The organism is Francisella sp. AG1 (assembly GCF_057683165.1).
In genome coordinates, this window is sequence record NZ_CM173135.1 from 519,410 (window position 1) to 539,436 (window position 20,027).

Genomic DNA, 20,027 nt, shown 5'->3' on the forward strand with positions numbered 1-20,027 from the left:
GACGACGATGGAGAGTTTATTTAGAACTAAATTACCAAAAGGATTTTTAGCAGGTGGTATCAATAGTGGGATAAGGCTTTATCGTCCAGATTTAGGAGCTATAATATTAGAAAAAGAGGCTAAAGCAGTCGGAGTATTTACAAAAAATAAATATAAAGCTGCTCCTGTACGTTATTGTATGGAGCTTTTGCCAGCTGATAATATTAAAGCTATTATTACTAATAGTGGTCAAGCAAACGCAGCAACTGGAGATGTTGGAGTTAAGCATAATAAACAAATAGTTGATACTCTGGCTCAGGAGCTTAAATGTTTGCCTGAACAAGTTCTGATAGCTTCAACAGGTGTTATAGGACAGCAAATGCCTATTGATAAGATAACAGCTGCGATTCCAAGACTTACAACAAGTTTATCAAATATTGCAGATAAGTTTGCATTATCAATTTTGACAACTGATTTATTACCAAAATCAATACATAAGAAAGTAAAATTATCAGGTGGTGAAATCACAATTACTGGTATTTGTAAGGGCTCTGGGATGATTAATCCTAATATGGCGACTATGTTAGGATATTTTTTAACAGATGTGGATATGGATCTTAATTTAGCTCAACAAATATTAAAAGATGCAACTGATAATAGTTTTAATATGATCTCTGTCGATGGTGATATGTCAACTAATGATTGTGTGTTTATGTTAGCTAATGGCGCTAGTGGGGTAAATCTTTCATCTGAGGGTGATATAGAAATATTTAAACAAGCATTATATGAAATAACAGTTGTTTTGGCTAAAAGTATTGCTAGAGATGGTGAGGGAGCAACTAAACTAATAGAAGCTAAAGTAAATGGTTTAGATGATCAAATAATAGCTAAAGAATTAGCTAAAAAAATTATTTCTAGTCCATTAGTTAAAACAGCAATATATGGACAATCTCCAAATTGGGGCAGAATTTTAGCCAAAATAGGAGAGGTTGAAATAGATGAGATAACTTTATCAAGTTGTGAAATCTATATACAAGGAGAAAAAATATTTGCTCAAGGCTTACCAGTTTCTGATGATTTATCAAATCTTCAAGAGTTAATGAAAGAAGATACAATAGGAATTGATATTAAATTTTCACAAGGCAATAAGCATGCAGTCGCGTGGGGTTGTGATCTAACTGAGCAGTATGTAAACATTAATGCGGAGTATTTATCATGAAAAAATTAAGCAATAAAAGAATATTGATTAAACTAGGTGGCTCAGTGCTTGAAGATAATCAGATAATGAAAAATCTATGTAGCGATGTAAGAAAGCTAAAAGACGAAGGTGCTGAAGTGATTTTAGTCCATGGTGGAGGGAAGTTTATTACTAAAACTTTACATCAACACAATATAAAAACCAGTTTTATAAAAGGTTTAAGAGTCACTCCAAAAGAGCATATGGAGCTGATTCAAATGGCTTTGTATATGGTCAATAAAAAGATTACTAAAACTTTTAGTAGCATTAATTTGGAAGGTGTTGGTATTTCTGGAGAGGATAGTAATCTACTAACTTCTGGTTTTATTGACAAAAATAAATATGGTTATGTAGGTTTTATTAAAGAAATTAATCCAAATATTATTTTAAAAATATTAGCTCAAGGTTTGGTACCAATAGTTTCGACTATCAGTCTTACTGATACTTACGAGTCTGTAAATGTTAATGCTGATAATGTTGCATCAGAAATTGCAATAGTATGTGATGTTGATGAGCTTGTTTATCTAACAGATCAGGAGGGAGTGTTAGATAAGGATGGAAAATTAATAACAAATTTAGTCACGAAAGATATTGAAGAACTTACTGCGAATAAGACTGTTGTTGGAGGTATGGAAATTAAATTAAATTCAGTGAAGAGTTTTTTAAATTGCTCAAAGAAAAATATTGCGATATTAAATGGAAATCAAGAGGAAATTTTATTAAATAAATTTATAAAAGGGGGAGAGGGCAATTATGGAACAACTTGTAGATTTTGATATGTATATGGATTCAAATAGTTTATCTTTTAATAACTTGTTATCTGGAGCTGAGCTAACAAGTAATGATTTTGCAAACATTATCTCTACAGCGGAAAATATGAAACTAAACCCTGAAGGATATAAGAAAGCTCTAGCTGATAAAATAATAGCCTTAGTTTTTGATAAACCTTCTCTTAGAACACGTTTTAGTTTCTCAGCAGCTATTACAGAGATGGGTGGGAATGTGATCGAGAGTGTATCCACCACAAGAAAACAAGAAGAGCCGAAAGATTTTATAAGAGTTTTACAGAATTATTGTTCAGCAGTTGTAATTAGAACATTCAATGATAGTGATTTAAGTGAAATGGCAAATTATTCTACAGTACCAATTATAAATGCTCTAACTGACTTATATCATCCATGTCAAACTTTAGCAGATTTATTAACATTAAAAGAAAAATTTGGAAATCTAGAGTCTTTGACAGTTACTTATTTAGGAGATGCTAATAATATACTTTATAGCCTAATGATTATAGCCAATACATTGGGCATAAAAATTAACTATGCATGCCCTAAAGGTCATGAGCCTAGCTCTAGAATATTAGATCAGTTAAAGAATAAAAGCTTAGTAAAAAGTTTTGCAAACCCTAAAGATGCAGTGATAGGCAGTGATGCTGTATATACTGATGTGTGGGCTAGTATGGGTTTTGAGCCTACGGATGAGAGTTCTTTTAAAGGGTATCAGGTAAATGAAGAACTCATGTTATATGCTAATAATGATGCGGTTTTTATGCATTGTATGCCTATGTTAAGAGGTAAAGAGGTAAGTGCTACTTTACCAGATGCTGATTGTTCTGTAATTTTTCAGCAAAGTTTAAATAGAAAATATGTACAGAAAGCACTTTTATATTTATTATTAAAATAGTTATTAGCTACTTAAATTAATTAGATTTTTTAGAATATGCGTATATTGTGTGATTTGACCAGTTTTGGAAATTTTTAGGCAATTACCATTTTTAAACCAGTCACCTAGGACATAACGAGTGTAGTTGTCTGTGATATGAATAGCCATTTTGTGAGTGTGACCGTGAATTACGATATTACAGTTGTTACGGTATTTTTCTATGCCTTTAGAGGAGACATCAATATTTGGGTGCTTACGATTTTTGACATAGCTATGGCTTCTGACATTTTTAGCGGTATATTCTCTCAAAAATAAAGGTAGTTTTTTAAAAATGAATCTTAATGGTTTGTTATAAGCAATCCATTTGCGATACCTTTGATAACTTGTATCATCAGTACAGTATAAATCACCATGTGAAAGCACAATTTTTTTATCAGCAATTTTCAAATAAAATGGGTCTTTAAGTATCGTTACACCACTTTGTTTAGCAAATTTTTTGCTAATTAAAAAATCACGGTTACCATGCATAAAGAGTATTTCTAAACCATTATCTGTTGCTACTTTTAACCAAGCAGTAATCGTATGATAAAAAGTATCTCTATGATTATCACCAATCCAGTAATCAAAGAAATCACCTAAAATAAATAGTTTATTTTGTGATGATGTGATTTTTTCCAAAAACTTTTTAAAAAGCTCTGCCATTTCTACGTGATTGGCATTTAGATGTAAATCTGCAATTATATAAATATTTTTATTATGAGCCATATTTCTGACGGTATTGTTGGAATTTATTAATCATTACTTCATCAAGATTCATTTTGACGTATTCAAATATGCTTTCAAAATTCGTCACAGCAATCACGGGAATATTATAATCTTGAGAGATTTTTTTAGTTGCAGAAATATTGCTATCTTTGGCTTTTTCTTGACGGTCAATAGAAAGCATAACACCAGATATTTTAGCATTTATAGTTTCTAATTTTGTTTTTGATTCAAAAAAAGCAGTCCCTGCAGTCATTACATCATCAATCAGGAGCACACTTTTATTTGTCATATCAGCACCGACAAAAATACCACCTTCGCCATGGTCTTTTGCCTCTTTACGATCAAAAGCATAAGGCATATCAATATTATATTTAGTAGCTAGTATTGTTGAAATAGCTGCCACAAGAGGTATGCCCTTGTATGCTGGTCCAAATAAGACATCATATTTAATATTACTATCCTTAATGGCTTTTGCATAATAATCAGCTAAAGTGGCTAGTTGTCTACCGGTATTAAATAGGCCAGCATTAAAAAAATATGGACTAATACGACCTGATTTTAGAGTGAATTCTCCAAATTTAAGTACTTTATTTTTTAGGGCGAAATCTAAGAACATTTTTTATGAAAAAATAATTTAGTTTAGTAAATTATAAAGAAATTATCTATAAATACCAATAGCTATACTAGGATGTGGATTATATTGATATAATAAATGTAAATATCACATCATAGTTAAATAATGTCGAAACATATTCATATATTAGGGATTTGTGGGACTTTTATGGGTTCTCTTGCAGTTCTAGCAAAACAAAAAGGCTATAAAGTTACTGGTTCTGATCAAAATGTATATCCACCAATGAGTACATATCTTGAAAGTAAAGGTATAAAGATTGTTCAAGGGTTTGATATATCTCAGCTTGAGAGTCAACCGGATGAAATAGTTGTTGGTAATGTGATGAGAAGAGGGATGGATATAGTAGAATATATCCTTGATAATAACTATGATTATTTTTCAGGACCAGAGTGGCTTTATGAAAATATTTTGAAAGATAAGAAAGTGATAGCTATTGCTGGGACACATGGTAAAACGACTACAACTACAATGACTATACAAATACTTGAACAGGCTGGACTAAACCCTAGTTTTTTAGTTGGAGGAATAAGTACTGATTTAGAAGTCTCATCTCGTTATACTAATTCTGAGTATTTTGTTATTGAGGCAGATGAGTATGACACGGCCTTTTTTGATAAACGTTCGAAATTTATTCACTATGCGCCAGATATTTTTGTAATAAATAATATTGAATTTGATCATGCAGATATTTTTAAAGATATTGAGGCTATTTATTGGCAATTTCATCAACTTTTAAGAAGGATGCCATCAAAGGCAAAAGTTATTTATAATATTAGAGATCAGCATGTTAAAAATATTATTCAGATGGGATGTTGGTCAGATAAAATTAAAACTAATAGTAAAGATGATTATTATATACGTAATTGTAAATCTGATTACTCAAGCTTTGAATTGAAAAATAAAAATGATAAGGTGCATATAGATTGGGGTTTGATTGGTGAGCATAATGCTATGAATGCTTTAAGTGCTTATGCTGTCGCAAAGCAGATAGGTATTGCAAATGATATTATTGGGCAGGCTCTAGGAAACTTCAAAGGTGTTAAAAGAAGGTTGGAAGTTTTATATAAATCACCAGCAGTTAGGTTGTATGATGATTTTGCTCACCATCCCACATCTATAAGATTAACACTTGAGGCTGTACGCAATAGGAATCCACAAGCATATATAGTAGCAATAGTTGATCCACGTTCAAATACGATGCGTCAAGGGGATAATAAGGATAATTTACCCTTATCTTTAGTCGTGGCTGATAAGACATTATTATATAATCATAAGCTTCTAAAGTGGGATGCAAAAAAACTTTTATTAACAAATCGTAGTGTATGTTATTTGGAATCCGTTGATATGTTTGAACAAGAAGTAAAAAATATAATATTAAGCCATCAGAATGTTGAGTTAGTGATGATGAGTAATGGATCTTTTGATGGCTTAAGAGAAAGATTGATTAAAATTTTGGAGAATAAATGAGTAATTTGGTATATGGTATACATGCTGTTGATAGCTTAATCAAAGCAGGTAAGGCTAAGGAAGTTTTTATTTTAAAAAAACTAAATTTAAACCCTAAAATATCAGCTATTGAAAGCTTTGCAGTAGCTCAAGATATCAAAGTTAACCATGTGGAAAATGTTAAAGATCTTCCTTTTAGGATAAAGAAAGGTGTGAATCATCAAAGTATTTTTGCTTTAGAGATAGTGGATTTTAAAACTTATTCAGAAAATGATATTGAAAGTTTAATTTCAACTCAAAAAGAAGCATTTATTTTAATACTTGATAATGTTCAGGACCCACATAATTTCGGAGCATGTATTCGAAGTGCCCATTCTGCTGGAATTGATTTTATAATTGTTCCAAAAGATAATAGTTCTCCTATTAATTCAACTGTAAGAAAGGTTGCGTGTGGAGCTGCTGAGCATACTAATATTGTTGTGGTTACAAATCTTGCAAGAGTAATAGAGAAGCTTAAAAAGCTAGGTGTCTGGGTGATAGGCTTAGCAGGAGAAGTAAGTGATAGTTTGTATGATATGAACCTTAAAGATTCAATAGCTATAGTAGCTGGTGCTGAAGGCTCAGGTATGCGCCAGCGTACAAAGGCTAGCTGTGATTTTTTAGCTAAGTTGCCAATGCTGGGAGAGGTCTCAAGTTTAAATGTCTCTGTAGCAACGGGAATAACATTGTATGAGGCAGTTAGACAAAGAAGAACTAATTAGTAGGAGCTTAATTATTTATGCAAATTGCTTTTTTTAATAGCAATAAGTATGCAGCTATAAATGCTTTTAAAGCAAGTGTTGCAGTTGCTATTGCGTATATCTTAGGAAATTTGCTAGGAGATATCTTTAATATTCAAAGGATGTATCTTTGGATGGTAATTACTGTTCTAGTAGTGATGTCTACTCAGCCTAATATAGGAGGAGCATTAGATAAAGCTCTTATGAGATTTTTGGGGACAATAATTGGAGCAAGTATTGCAATACTTATAGTTATTTTTATTAAAGATATTACTTATCAGTTAATATTAGTTCTTCCTTTTGTATTCTTAGCTGTATATTTTGCAGGTGCTTCAAAATACAGTTATGCAGGTACTTTAGCTGGTATTACACTCATAATTATTATATTAAATCAGCATCCAAGTCTACAAACAGCTATATATAGAGCGGTAGAAATATCTCTAGGCATAACAATATCTTTGATTGTTAATAGATTTATTTTTCCTATAAGAGCAGAAACAAGGTTAAAGCAGAGTTATGCTAAGACGATTCAGCAGATTCATGATTTTTTTGATATTCTTTTTATTGAAAGAAATCATTCACATCGAAAACTTAGAGAGAATATTTTTAATGAATTTGCTAGGCATCTAACTTTAATAAAAGAATTGAAGTATGAGAAGTCAGCAAAAAATGTACGTGAGTTTGAAAAAATGAGTCTTTATATCCGTAGGCTATATAGATATATGATTGTTACATATGAATATATTGAGGCTTCTCTAGATGTTCAAGTTATTGCAAGTCTTGATAAGGAGCCAGCTTTTATAGAATTTAAAAGACATATTATGAAATCTTTAAATGATATTTCAAATGATATTAAAAAGCGTAAGAGAATTAGTTATCAGGAATTATTACGTTTTGAGAAACATATATTGCCTTTACTTAGTGATGTTGAGGTATTAAATGATAAAGATGAAAGTTTTATTTTTTATATAAAAATGTTCTTAGATGCATTAAATAAACTATCTCTTGAATATAACTATATTTTGCAAATATCTAAATATTGATAAAAAACAGCCATTAAGGTAGTATAGAACCTCAATTTCTTTGTTTTATATAGTCTTATAATTTTGAGGTTTTAGAAGTATGAATTTGCATTCAAAAAATATTTTAATAATGGTTCTTATTACAACTATTGTAATAGATATTATGGGTGCTGGTTTAGTTTTTCCTATAATGCCATCATTATTTTTTGGTCAATCATGTATTACATTTGGAGACCCTGGTGGTAATTTTCAAAATTGGTATTACTCAATAGCTCTTGCATGTTGGCCTTTAGGTTTGATGATAGGTTGTCCAATTATAGGTGAGCTATCCGATAAGTATGGACGGAAGGTTATTCTAATTACAGCTCTTTTTGTGACGTGTGTATCATATTTTTTATCAGCATATGCTATTTATTCTCATAATTATTTACTCTTTGTCGCAAGTAGGTTTATCTGTGGCTTAGCTGGTGGGGCATTTGAAATTGCTCAAGCAGCTGTTATAGATATATCTACAGAGGAGGATAAGTCTAGAAACTTAGGATATATTACAATGGCGGCATCCTTAGGATTTGTTGTAGGTCCGATAGTAACTAGCTTTGTTTCAACGATGAATATTAGCTATACATTACCTTTTATATTTGCTGCATGCTTAGCAGTTATAAATATTATTTTTATCTCAATAATAATGAAAAAAGATTTACCTAAAAACCCTGGTTTAATTATCCAACTTGGCACTATATATAAGACTATTTCATTTTTATTATCTGATAAGCGTGTAAGATTGGTAGGCGTTGTATATTTGCTGGTACAATGCGCGTGGGGATTTTATGGTCAAGGTATAGCATTGTTTTTGAATTTGGTTTACAACTATAGTATCTCTATGACAGGCCTTTTTTATGCACTTATGGGCTTATCAACAGCCTTGGCAAGTATATTCATTCAGCCAAGGGTGTTTGCAAAAGTATCTAATCAGAAAGCATTTGTAAGAGCTACTGTGATTTGTGGTATAGGTTTTGCTTTAGTTTCATTTTTATCTAATGAAATGGCACAATGGATTTTAGCAATAGTTGTATCAACTGCTCAGTTAATTGCTTATACAGCTCTTTTGTCAATGATATCTGCTGCTGTTACAGATAAGGAGCAAGGTAAAGCTATGGGTGCTGCTGGTGCTGGTTTTGGGCTTGCATGGTTTTTAAATGATATTATGATGGGACATCTGTCCTCTATATCTCCAAGCTCACCAATTTTGTTTGGTGGGGTGATGTATTTTATTGCAGCTATTATTTTTGTATTTTCTATTAAAATCTTGCGTGAAAGGGTACAATAAGCTCTACTAAATAAATTTGATTATTTTTCTTTTATGCAGCTGATATCCCTTAAAAATATAAGTTTAAATTTTGGAACACAAATTGTTCTTGACAATGTTAATCTAGAAATCTCAAAAGGTCAAAGGATCTGTCTTATAGGTCGTAATGGAACTGGTAAGTCATCATTGTTGAAAATCATTGAAAAACAAGTTATCCCAGATAGTGGTGAAGTTATACTCCATAATAATGCTATGGTTGCTAGTATGGTTCAGGAAGTTCCTAATGATATTGATGGATGTATTACAGATGTTATACTTCAAGGCTTGGGACAATTAGGCGAGCATTTAATAGCTTATCAACAAATTTTAGAATCTAGTCCTGAATCTTCTGATTTGGAAGAAATACATAAATATATTGATAATAACCATGGCTGGGTGAAGCTTAATGATGCTGAAATCTTAGCATCAAAACTAGATTTAGATCCGAATGTTCAATTTAAAGATCTATCTGGAGGTATGAAAAGAAGAGTTATTTTAGCTAGAGCCTTAATAAATAAGCCAGATTTATTACTTTTAGATGAGCCAACCAATCACCTTGATATAGATTCAATAAAATGGTTAGAAATATTCTTAGCTGATTTTAGTGGTGCAATTATCTTTATTACTCATGATAGGAAGTTTTTAAATAATGTAGCAAAAAGTATAATTGAGCTAGATAGAGGTCACCTATATTCTTTTGATGGCAATTATACAAAATTTATTGAAAAAAAGGAGCAAATACTAGAAGCTCAAAGTAAAGCTAATAGCGACTTTGATAAGAAATTGGCGCAAGAAGAAGTGTGGATACGTCAAGGTGTTAAAGCTCGTCGGACACGAAATGAAGGTCGTGTTAGAGCATTAGAGCAGATGAGATATGAACGCAAACAAAGACGTCAGAATATAGGCAAAGCTGATATTAAAGTGGCTCAGTCACAGAAGTCATCGAGAAAAGTTATTCAAGCAGAGAATGTTGGTTTTGAGTATTCTAATCAATATTTATTTCAAAATTTTTCTACTGAAATTCATGCGGGAGATAAAATAGCAATTATCGGTAAAAACGGTTGTGGTAAAACTACTCTTTTAAATTGTTTGCTTGGTACACAAAAGCCAACTAAAGGAGATATTATCCTTGCTGACAATATAAAAATAGCTTATTTTGATCAGTTAAGAGACCAATTGGATGAAAGTTTAAGTATCATTGATAATGTTAAGGAAGGTTCTGACTTTATAAATATAGATGATAAAGAAATACATGTAATTACGTATTTGCAAAAATTTTTATTTACACCTGAGAGATTGCATTCACCTATTACACATTTATCAGGAGGCGAAAAAAACCGCCTACTTTTAGCAAAAATATTATCTAAACCTAGCAATGTTATAGTATTGGATGAGCCTACTAATGACCTTGATATTGAAACCTTAGAAATACTCGAGGAAATGCTTATAAACTACCAAGGTACAATAATTATAGTTAGTCATGATCGTGAATTTATAGATAATGTTGCAACTAATACAATAGTTTTTGATAATAATTCATTAGATGAATATGTAGGTGGTTATAATGATTGGTTAGCTCAGCGTAAACAAGCCCAGAAACATTCAAACATAGTAGCTAAGCCAAAACTTGAAGAATCTAAAGCTAAGCTAAGTTATGAACAACGCAAACTGCTTCGTAATTTACCAAATCAGTTAGAAAAATTAGAAAATGGTATTTCTGTTATACAAGGGCAAATGAGTGAGTTAGCTTTTTATCAAAAATCGCAAGAAGAACAGGAAAAAATTCAATCCCAATTAGATTCGTTAAATTCTGAGCTTGAAGAAAAATTTACATTATGGGAAGAATTATTAGAGCTTGAGTAAATTTTTGGTGCTTAACCTTTGACTTTTATGTTCTTTTTATTATGAAGCCTTATATGCTATTATTTCTGATAGCTTAATCTAAATTATAAAATGATTTATGAAAACTTACAAACGTGATATTCATGATGCTGTAGAAGAAAAAAAAGTTTTAATAATAACCTCATTAGCAGAGTTTGCAGAAAGGTATGGTTATTATGTAGTCCAGTCACTGTTGATCTTTTTCCTTATCGAAAAGTTTGGAATCTCTCAAGAATTCTCAACTTCATTAGTAGGGACAACATTGGCTATGATATATATATCAGCTATTGTTGGAGGATATGTTGCAGAGAGGTTATTAGGCTATTTTAGATCAGGTTTGTTGGGATCTGCTCTAATGCTATTAGGTTTTTTTCTCTTAGGGTCGACTACAAGTCAAAATGGATTATGTCTAGGTTTAAGTTTTATATGTATAAGTAGCGGTCTAATTAAATCTAATATGGCTGCTTTTATAGGCAGGTTTTATGATCGTTCTTCATTTGGCAATCCAAGAAGAGATTTTGGTTTTAATATATTTTATATGGGGATTAACCTAGGTGGTTTTTTAGGTTTACTTCTAGCAATGTCAATTAAAGATCATTTTGGCTATGCCGCAGCATTTTATAGTAGTCTAGCTGTAAACTTTGCTATGTTTATTCTATTATCAGTTGGTTATAAGGTTATAGATAAGCATTTATTAGATATTAAAGTAACGTTTTCAGTGATATGTAGAGTAAGTCTGGTTTTATTTTTGTATGTAATATTACTTTTTTATATTTTTCAGTTCCCAAAAGTAGCTAATTTTTCTGTACTAGGTTCAGTTTTAATATCTCTAGTAATTTTGTTTATTTCTATTAGAAAAAGTAACTTTATTAGAGTGTTTATAGCTTTTATATTCTTTAGCCTATCAGTAGTATATTGGTCCTTGTATTTTCAAATGTTTATAAGCTTATTATTATTTACTCAATATGCTGTTAAACAATATTTATTGAATTCTAGTCAACTTTTAAGTGTTGTTTCTATTACAATTTTATTGTTTGCAGTGATTATGGGTAAGTTATGGATATATTTAAGTAAAAAAAGCTTGATGATAAATGATATAGATAAATTTAATATGGCATTTGTGATTATGATTGTTAGTTTTATAGTTATAGAAGTGTTTATATATATGACACCAGGAGCTATTAAAGTTTCACCGTTTGCATTTATTATTGGCTATTTTTTGATTGGTATATCTGAATTATGTATTTCAGCTATAGGTTTGTCTTTAGTTACAAAGATTGCTCCTAGAGGATTTGTCGCTTTGTATATGGGTATATGGTTAATTACGTTGGGTATAGGAGGTAAATTAGGAGGGTTTGTTGCTAGTTTTTTCTATATACCAAATAATGATATTGAACTAGCTAAAATAAATATGGCGGATGGTATGGATGCCTTTATTTTAATTGCTGTGTTGGTTTCATTAAGTATCTTAGTTATTAGAAAGTTTGTTAATAGAAATTATAGTTAAAAATATATTATATACTTATTATTGATCCTCTATTATAATTACTATCTACTTAATAAGTAGAGACTATCAATGTCTATTGATATAGCTAATTATGCAAAAAATCGCTTTACAAGTAAAGCATATGATTCATCTAAAAAGTTAACTAAAGGTCAAATTCAACAGATAAAAGATTTGCTTAGGTTTGCACCTTCTAGTGTTAATTCACAACCTTGGCATTTTATATTAGCTACCTCAGAAGAGGCAAAAGCTAAGATAGCCAAATCAGCTGAAAATATTCATGCAAAAAATGTTGCTAATATTAAAAATTCATCTCTTGTTATAGTACTTTGTATCAAAACTGATGTTGAAGAAGGATATTTACAAAAACTTCTTTTACAAGAAAAAAAGGATGGCCGTTTTCCAAATTTAGAATTTGAAGAGATGCAAGGACTGGTGCGTAAGAAATTTATAGAATTACATAAATATGAGCTTAAAGATTTACTTCATTGGATGGAAAAGCAGGTTTATATAAACCTTGGCAATACCTTGCTAGGTATAGCAGCTCTTGGTCTAAATGCTACACCAATGGAGGGAATAGAAGCTCACATAGTTGATGAACAATTTAGTTTGAAAGAAAAAGGCTATATGACTTCCTTAGTTGTAACAGTTGGATATAATTCAGACCAAGATTTTAATGCAAATCTTCCAAAATAGAGATTACCTGAGCAAGAAGTTTTTACAGAGTTATAAAATATAGTTTAAAATATTCCTAAGAGTTAGTGATAGTCATATTACATTAGAAGGGATGTAGCTATACACTATACTACAAGTAGGTGTTCCATCATTATGTGAATCAATTTCAATTGTTAAACCATTAAATTGGTTACTTGCAGATATATTTTTAAGTTGGTTAGGATTGTAGGTGTCTTTACATGATGTAGTCTTACCTGTATTAATATAGTTAATCCGATAGTTATTTGACAATAATGTTATAATATTTAGAAAAAATGTCATCATATAGCCAAGATTTCAGAGGTATCGTAATAACTAAATATAAAGAAGGCCTAACAGACAAAGAGCTAAGTAATTTTTTTAATATAGATATCCGTACTACTAGATCTTGGATAAACTTATACGAGACAACTGGTGATTATAAATCTAAGCAAGGCTTGGGGTTGCGGTAGAGTAGCAACCTTTACAGATAAGGAAGCGATAGAAAGCTACTTAAGAACATATCCAGATGCAATGGCTTTAGATATTAGAGAAGCATTAGCTCCTGAAATACCTAGAAGCACATTTTATGATTGTCTTACCAGACTTGGTTTTAGTTTTAAAAAAAGACACCTAAATATAAGCAAAGAAAAGAACAAGATAGGCAAAGTTTTATAGAGGTTGTTGAGACTATTGAACCTAACAAACTTGTATATTTAGATGAAATGGGTATGGATAATAAACAGTCTGTACTAAGAGGATGGTCTCTTGTTGGTAAACCTAGCTATGGTGAAGTTATTGCTTATCAAACTCAGAGAAAAAGTATAGTTGCTGGTTATAACTATTTAGAAAAGAAGATTATAGCACCGCTAGAGTATACTGGATATACAGATACTCAAATTCTTAATCAGTGGTTTGAAGAGCATTTATGTCCTGAGTTAATTCCAAAGACTACTGTTGTTATGGATAATGCTAGTTTTCATAAGTCTCCTAAATTGGCTAAAATAGCAGAGAAGTTTGATATACAGATACTATACCTTCCTGCTTATTCTCCTGATTTAAATCCTATAGAAAAAATTTGGGCCAATTTTAAAAGAATTTTAAGAAAAGTAAATAATTCTTTTGATAATTTATCTGATGCTATTACTCACGTCTTTAGCACAATATTATCAGATTAACTATAAATTGTTTTTCTTGCTAAGAAACAATTTGAATTATTATATATGAGATTTAAATACTGTCAATTAATTGTTTTTGTACTTCTCAAGTATTTCTAAGTGTTACTGTTCTATTAAATACAAGTTTATCTTTTGAGCAATCTTTTATATCAGCTATAAAATAGCCAATTCTATTAAATTGAAAACTATCTTCAGGTGAAATATCTTCTAATGATTTTTCAACTTTTGCATTTTTAACAATTTGTAGTGAATTAGGATTTAAAACTTCGTCAAGATTATCAAAAATTGCAGGATTTTCATGATTAAATAACCTATCATAAATTCTAATTTCTGCATCTAAGCAGTTATTTGCATCAACCCAGTGAATAATACCATTAGGTTTAATTCCATCGTTAGGCTTTTTGCCACCTAATGTTTCCGGTAAGTATGAGCATTTTAATTCAATTACTTCATCACTATTAGGACTAGTAATTACTTCGTGACATTGTATTACATAACCGTTTATCAAACGTACTCTACCATTGGGACTTAATTTTTTCATACCGTTTTCAAGTTCAAAAACAAAATCATCACTATCTATATATATATCGGAAGATATTGTGATATCACGGCGACCAAAATCAGGATTTTGAGGGTGGTTTGGTACATTTAGTTTGTGAGCTGGCATTTCAGAAATAGTGACTTTTACAGGGTTTAGAACAGCATTTTTTCGCAGCACATTTTTATTTAAATCATTTCTGATTGATTCTTCTAAAACTGAAACATCAATGATTGAGTCTTGTTTTGATATTCCAACAGTCTCACAAAAATTGCGAATGGAGTAGGGTGTGTATCCTCTTCTACGATATCCTTTAACAGTTGGCATACGGGGATCATCCCAACCATTTACAAGATTATTATCAACTAAATACTTTAACTTTCTTTTACTTGTAATAGTGTAGTTTAAATTAAGTCTAGAAAATTCAATTTGCTGAGGCTTAGCTTCAAACTCTGTTTCGTTGACTAACCAGTCGTAGAAAGCTCTTTGATCTTGAAATTCAAGGGTGCAAAGTGAATGAGTAATTTCTTCGATAGCATCTTCTAAAGGATGAGCAAAAGTATACATTGGATATATGCACCATTTGTCACCAGTTTTAGGGTGGTGTGAAAATTTTATCCTATAAAGTGCAGGATCTCTTAAATTGATATTTCCCGAAGACATATCGATTTTTGCTCGCAGTGTTTTACTTCCTTCTGGAAATTCACCATTCTTCATCGCTACAAAAAGTTTTAAGTTTTCTTCTATAGAGCGTTCCCTAAATGGACTATTTTTGCCATGTTGCTTTAATGTGCCACGATATTCTTTTACTTCTTCAGCAGATAAATCACATATGTATGCTTGTCCTTTTTTAATAAGTAAAATAGCTAATTGATACATTTTATCAAAATATTCTGAAGCAAAGTGAGGCTCATTTTCCCATTTGAACCCAAGCCATTGGACGTCTTCTTGAATAGCATTAATATACTCTATATCTTCTTTATCTGGATTTGTATCATCAAAACGTAAATTACATTTCCCATCAAATTCTTTGGCAATTCCGAAATTTAAACATATTGATTTTGCGTGTCCAATATGTAAGTAGCCGTTAGGTTCAGGAGGAAAACGTGTTAGGATGTTAGAAACTTTTTTAGTTCCGAGATCTTTCCTAATAATATTCTTTATGAAATTTGTTTTATTTGATTTAGTTTCATTAGTCATAGTTTTTTAATAAAAATAGTTGATTTAATATAATTTATTAATAGTTTACTTTATTAGAAAAACAATAACATAATTTTTTGAAAAAAAAGTATATACTGGATATAATTTTTAGTCTAAACCTAACTGCTTCCTAAGCTAAGGAATTTTTAATGGATTCATCAACAGTTGATGATAGTAAATATTTATATACTAGTAAAAATGTATTTCGAAATTTATCTTTAGAGACTTTAGCAAATTATGCTGAACAGAGTAGTAGTTTTGTTCGCCATGATGGCAAAACATTGATAGTAGATAGTGGAGAGATCAAAGGAAGGCTTCCTGATGATAAGTACATTGTTGAAACAAAATATGCTAAAAAAAATGTTTGGTGGAGTGAGACTGGTTCAGATAATAAAAGACTTAAAAGGAGTGATTGGAAGCTAATTAAGCAAAAGCTTTGTAATGATGTTTCGAAAAAAGACTTATATGTCGTTAATGGTTTTTATAACCAAGATGAAAAACGTAGAATTGCTGTTAGGCTCATAACTACAGAAGCTTCTGCAGCTTATTTTTTTAAGCTTATTTCAATAGTTCCAAGTGAGTCAGAATACAAAACATTTGATCCTCAGTGGGTAATTATGCATTCTCCAGAAACAAAGATTGATAAATATCCTGAGTTTGGACTTAATTCCTCGAAAGTTATAGCCACAAATTTAAAGCAACGAGAGAGTATATTAGTAGGCACACTGTATTTGGCTGAGATTAATAAAGTTCTTCTATCGGTGATGAGTTACTATCTATCACTAAATGATACTGGGGTGTTTTATTGTTCGGTTGGCGTTGACTCAGAGGCTCAAAGCAGTATGTTTTTTGGCTTGTCAGGAAGTGGTAAAACAACATTGGCATTAAATCAAAATAAGAGCCTGGTTGCTAATGAAGCTGTTGCTTGGACAGAGATGCGAGGTGTTTATAGTTTAGAGTCGGGCTTAACAATCAAATCTGCTAGTTTTAAGAGAGATCATTCACGAGTTGCAAAGGCTTTAGAAGATAACCTTTTAATAGAAAATCCAAATTTTGATGAAGAAGGAAACATTCTCTTTGGCAAGAAAGATCGTTTACAAAACAATACTTATTTAACTTTTCCTAGAGAAAATTTTGATAATGTTATAAATACTGATGATCCTAAAACTATTATTTTTCTTGCAAAAGATGCAAAAGGTGTTTTACCTAGAGTTGCCAAATTAAGCAAAGGCCAAGCAATATATTATTTTCTATCAGGGTATACTTCTACTTCTACAGGAGTTGAGGCTGGTGTTACTGAGCCTAAGCCTGAATTTTCTAGTTGTTATGCACAGCCATTTTTATTACTTAAGCCTACTAGGTATGCAAATATTTTACGTCAACGTTTAAAACATAGTGATGCTAAAATCTATATGGTAAATGTTGGTTGGATAGATGGTGATTATAAGACAGGCAGACGTGTTCCAGTTGAAGAAACTAAGAGTATAGTTGAATATTTATTAAATAAGCCGGAGAGTGCTAACTTTAAATTTGCAAGGCAAAAGTATTTTAATTTTAAAGCTTTAACATCTATCTATGATAATGATGAAGTGTTTCATTTAAATAATATTTGGGATGATAGTACTGAGTATAAGAAACAATATAAATCATTAGCAAAAGCATTTATAAGAAACTATGAGCAGTTTGAGGATGATGAATTTGCTTTGAAATATAAAAAATTTGAACCTGACGTTTAAGTTCGGCTTTGACTCTATAAAAATCACTCTTTATTTACTATAATAAACTCAATTTATTTAAGTTTGTAAGCTTTATGTTAATTTATTTTTTTAAATGGTTGGGGCAGTATTTCACTGGCGTTGAGGTATTTAGTAACTATGTGTCAGTAAGAATAATGATGATTTCTATTACGTCTTTGTTGATGACCTTATTTCTTGGGGGGCCAATGATAAGATGGCTGCAAAAAATGCAAATAGGTCAAGTAGTAAGAGATGATGGACCTAAAAGTCATTTTTCTAAGAAAAATACACCTACTATGGGTGGTGTTTTAATATTATTATCAGTGGTTGTATCTTCGTTATTATGGGGGGATTTAACAAGTTTATACTTATGGATATTAATTTTAGTTGTAATATTTTTTGGGGCTATTGGTTTTTTTGATGATTATTTGAAATTGGTTCTTAAGCATCCAAAAGGTCTTAGAGCTAAGCACAAATTTGCATTGCAATCTATATTTTCAATTGTTTTAGCATTGGTTTTGTTTTATTTCTTATCAAGAAATGGGCAAATGAATCTATCAATACCATTTTCAAAAAGATTATATATCCCTATGGGGATAGGATTATTTACAATTCTTACTTTTTTTATTATCAATGGTAGCAGTAATGCTGTTAATCTTACCGATGGCTTAGATGGTTTGGCTATAGTTCCTGTAGTTTTAGTAGCTGCAGGGTTAGGGATCTATGCATATATCGAGACAAATAGTAATTTAGCCAACTATCTTTTATTTAATTATTTAGGTAACCATGGTTTAGCTGAGGTAGCAGTTTTTTGTGCGGCACTATGTGGCTCAGGTTTGGCTTTTTTATGGTTTAATTCTCATCCTGCAGAGGTGTTTATGGGAGATGTTGGTTCTTTGACTTTGGGTGCGGTACTTGGAGTTATAGCAGTGATGATACGCCAAGAGTTGATATTTTTTATAATGGGACTACTATTCGTTGTTGAAGCATTATCAGTTATGCTGCAGGTGGGTTCTTACAAGCTTAGGAATGGCAAGAGAATGTTTAGAATGGCACCAATTCACCATCATTTTGAGTTAAAAGGCTGGCCTGAAACAAAAGTTGTCGTTCGTTTTTGGATAGTATCACTAATGCTTTTTTTAATTGGTTTAATAGCTATCAAGGTTAGATAATGTTTAGCTTTCACTTTAATGATAAAAAGATATCGAGTTTGCTTATGGTTGGTTATGGAGCAACTGGTCAGTCTATTTGTAATTTTTTAGCTGATTTTGTTGGCCTAAGGATTGATATATCTCAAGATAATGATGAGTTTTTGAATTTTAATTTAGACAGCTACGATCTTATTGTAGTAAGTCCTGGGATTCCTCTAAATATATCTCCATATAGAAAGTTGTCTAAGTATAAAAATAAAATAATTAGTGATATTGATGTGTTTTATGAATATATCAAAGATACTAAGGTTAAAATGATAGCAATAACTGGCTCTAATGGTAAAAGTACAGTTGTAACAATGTTGGATTTTGTCCTTAAAGAGCTTGGATATAAGAGCATATTGGTTGGTAATATTGGTATTCCAATCTTAAATAAGATAAATGAGAAATTTGATTTTTGTGTTGTAGAGCTTTCTAGTTTTCAGATAGATCTATTAAATTCAGTTGATTTTGATTTAGGATGTATAATTAATGTATCTCCAGATCACTTAGATAGATATTTAAGTTTTGAACAATATAAACAAGCAAAATTAAATTTAGCAAGCTTTAGTAAAGATTTTTTTGTTTATGATGTTCATAATAATGGCATAAAATATGCAGGAGAGTACGAGATAGTACGAGGAAGTATTTTTCGTAATACTATAAAGTTATTAGATATTAAAGAGACTAATTTATTTGGAGTGCATAATTTAGAAAATATTATTGTAGTTTTAAATGTATTAGATAGACTGGGTATAGATGTTACAAAATCTATTGATGCTATTAAAAATTTTAAAGGCCTTGATCATCGTTGTAAGATTGTGAATAAAGTTAATGAAATAACCTATATTAATGACTCAAAAGGAACAAATGTAGGAGCAACAATTGCTGCTATAAATAGTATTACTAATACTAAAAATATTATATTAATGGTAGGTGGTATAGCAAAAGGCGGTGATTTTAGTTTGATGATAAAATCATTATGTAAGTATGTTAAATACATATATATTTATGGAAGAGATAAAGAGTATATAGAAGGTTATATTCGCGATTTTTGCTCATATCAACTATGTGATAATATGAGTCAAGCTTTTGATCAGGCTAATCAAAGAGCAAAACCTAGTGAAATCATATTGCTATCACCAGCATGTGCAAGCTTTGATGAGTTTGACGGCTATGTTGAGAGAGGTGAGGCATTTGAGCAATTGGTAAGTCAGTTAACGATGAGAAGTTAGGAA

The 20,027-nt window shown here is 30.8% G+C and carries 17 protein-coding genes and 1 pseudogene; 14 read left to right on the plus strand and 4 right to left on the minus strand.

What is annotated here, in order from left to right; genetic code table 11:
* Window positions 1-7 precede the first annotated feature (7 nt).
* The 3 genes from argJ to argF are packed head-to-tail and all read left to right on the plus strand — an operon-like array spanning window position 8 to window position 2,899.
* On the plus strand, window positions 8-1,198 hold the full coding sequence (argJ, locus tag ACR0PV_RS02590; RefSeq protein ID WP_488173453.1) for a bifunctional glutamate N-acetyltransferase/amino-acid acetyltransferase ArgJ: 1,191 nt from the start codon (window positions 8-10) through the stop codon (window positions 1,196-1,198).
* A complete protein-coding gene (gene argB / locus ACR0PV_RS02595) occupies window positions 1,195-1,992 on the plus strand; it encodes an acetylglutamate kinase (protein ID WP_488173454.1) in 798 nt (265 codons plus the stop codon). The genes argJ and argB overlap by 4 nt, the downstream gene beginning before the upstream one ends.
* Entirely contained in the window at window positions 1,970-2,899 is a 930-nt protein-coding gene (gene argF / locus ACR0PV_RS02600) for an ornithine carbamoyltransferase (protein ID WP_488173455.1), read from the plus strand. Before argB ends, argF begins: the two co-directional genes overlap by 23 nt.
* A 3-nt stretch (window positions 2,900-2,902) precedes the next feature.
* Here argF and ACR0PV_RS02605 read toward each other — a convergent pair whose 3' ends face one another.
* Together ACR0PV_RS02605 and pyrE are read right to left on the minus strand one after the other, a co-directional pair.
* The gene (locus ACR0PV_RS02605; protein ID WP_488173456.1) at window positions 2,903-3,643 is read right to left on the minus strand and encodes a UDP-2,3-diacylglucosamine diphosphatase; all 741 of its coding nucleotides are present in this window, start codon (window positions 3,641-3,643) and stop codon (window positions 2,903-2,905) included.
* Window positions 3,633-4,259 carry an orotate phosphoribosyltransferase gene (pyrE, locus tag ACR0PV_RS02610; RefSeq protein WP_488173457.1) on the minus strand — a complete coding sequence of 209 codons (627 nt, stop codon included), beginning with the start codon at window positions 4,257-4,259 and terminating at the stop codon, window positions 3,633-3,635. The genes ACR0PV_RS02605 and pyrE overlap by 11 nt, the downstream gene beginning before the upstream one ends.
* A gap of 123 nt (window positions 4,260-4,382) precedes the next feature.
* Between pyrE and mpl the strand changes: the two genes are divergently transcribed.
* The 7 genes from mpl to nfsB all read left to right on the plus strand — a co-directional run bounded on the left by mpl (window position 4,383) and on the right by nfsB (window position 12,950).
* On the plus strand, window positions 4,383-5,744 hold the full coding sequence (gene mpl, locus ACR0PV_RS02615; RefSeq protein ID WP_488173458.1) for a UDP-N-acetylmuramate:L-alanyl-gamma-D-glutamyl-meso-diaminopimelate ligase: 1,362 nt from the start codon (window positions 4,383-4,385) through the stop codon (window positions 5,742-5,744).
* Entirely contained in the window at window positions 5,741-6,484 is a 744-nt protein-coding gene (gene rlmB, locus ACR0PV_RS02620) for a 23S rRNA (guanosine(2251)-2'-O)-methyltransferase RlmB (protein ID WP_488173459.1), read from the plus strand. The genes mpl and rlmB overlap by 4 nt, the downstream gene beginning before the upstream one ends.
* A gap of 17 nt (window positions 6,485-6,501) precedes the next feature.
* The gene (locus tag ACR0PV_RS02625) at window positions 6,502-7,545 is read left to right on the plus strand and encodes an FUSC family protein (protein WP_488173460.1); all 1,044 of its coding nucleotides are present in this window, start codon (window positions 6,502-6,504) and stop codon (window positions 7,543-7,545) included.
* 79 nt (window positions 7,546-7,624) lie between these two features.
* On the plus strand, window positions 7,625-8,851 hold the full coding sequence (locus ACR0PV_RS02630; RefSeq protein WP_488173461.1) for an MFS transporter: 1,227 nt from the start codon (window positions 7,625-7,627) through the stop codon (window positions 8,849-8,851).
* A 33-nt stretch (window positions 8,852-8,884) separates the two neighbouring features.
* Window positions 8,885-10,732 carry an ATP-binding cassette domain-containing protein gene (locus tag ACR0PV_RS02635; protein WP_488173462.1) on the plus strand — a complete coding sequence of 616 codons (1,848 nt, stop codon included), beginning with the start codon at window positions 8,885-8,887 and terminating at the stop codon, window positions 10,730-10,732.
* A gap of 97 nt (window positions 10,733-10,829) precedes the next feature.
* Window positions 10,830-12,257 carry a peptide MFS transporter gene (locus ACR0PV_RS02640; protein WP_488173463.1) on the plus strand — a complete coding sequence of 476 codons (1,428 nt, stop codon included), beginning with the start codon at window positions 10,830-10,832 and terminating at the stop codon, window positions 12,255-12,257.
* 75 nt (window positions 12,258-12,332) lie between these two features.
* Window positions 12,333-12,950 carry an oxygen-insensitive NAD(P)H nitroreductase gene (nfsB, locus tag ACR0PV_RS02645; protein WP_488173942.1) on the plus strand — a complete coding sequence of 206 codons (618 nt, stop codon included), beginning with the start codon at window positions 12,333-12,335 and terminating at the stop codon, window positions 12,948-12,950.
* Between the two features lie 72 nt (window positions 12,951-13,022).
* On the opposite strand, the gene ACR0PV_RS02650 is transcribed toward nfsB, so the two are convergent.
* Window positions 13,023-13,253, minus strand: coding sequence for a hypothetical protein (locus ACR0PV_RS02650; RefSeq protein WP_488173464.1), 231 nt, complete (start codon window positions 13,251-13,253; stop codon window positions 13,023-13,025).
* Here ACR0PV_RS02650 and ACR0PV_RS02655 point away from each other — a divergent pair.
* Window positions 13,244-14,125: pseudogene (locus tag ACR0PV_RS02655) on the plus strand (IS630 family transposase). The gene ACR0PV_RS02650 and the pseudogene ACR0PV_RS02655 overlap by 10 nt on opposite strands.
* 85 nt (window positions 14,126-14,210) lie before the next feature.
* Here ACR0PV_RS02655 and ACR0PV_RS02660 read toward each other — a convergent pair.
* Window positions 14,211-15,863, minus strand: a complete 1,653-nt coding sequence (locus tag ACR0PV_RS02660) for a glutamine--tRNA ligase/YqeY domain fusion protein (RefSeq protein WP_488173465.1) — start codon at window positions 15,861-15,863, stop codon at window positions 14,211-14,213.
* A 149-nt stretch (window positions 15,864-16,012) separates the two neighbouring features.
* Here ACR0PV_RS02660 and ACR0PV_RS02665 point away from each other — a divergent pair, with 149 nt between their 5' ends.
* From ACR0PV_RS02665 to murD, 3 genes are all read left to right on the plus strand, one after another.
* Window positions 16,013-17,599 carry a phosphoenolpyruvate carboxykinase (ATP) gene (locus ACR0PV_RS02665; RefSeq protein ID WP_488173466.1) on the plus strand — a complete coding sequence of 529 codons (1,587 nt, stop codon included), beginning with the start codon at window positions 16,013-16,015 and terminating at the stop codon, window positions 17,597-17,599.
* A 74-nt stretch (window positions 17,600-17,673) separates the two neighbouring features.
* Entirely contained in the window at window positions 17,674-18,771 is a 1,098-nt protein-coding gene (gene mraY, locus ACR0PV_RS02670; protein ID WP_488173467.1) for a phospho-N-acetylmuramoyl-pentapeptide-transferase, read from the plus strand.
* Window positions 18,771-20,024, plus strand: a complete 1,254-nt coding sequence (gene murD, locus ACR0PV_RS02675) for a UDP-N-acetylmuramoyl-L-alanine--D-glutamate ligase (RefSeq protein ID WP_488173468.1) — start codon at window positions 18,771-18,773, stop codon at window positions 20,022-20,024. Before mraY ends, murD begins: the two co-directional genes overlap by 1 nt.
* Window positions 20,025-20,027: the final 3 nt, after the last annotated feature.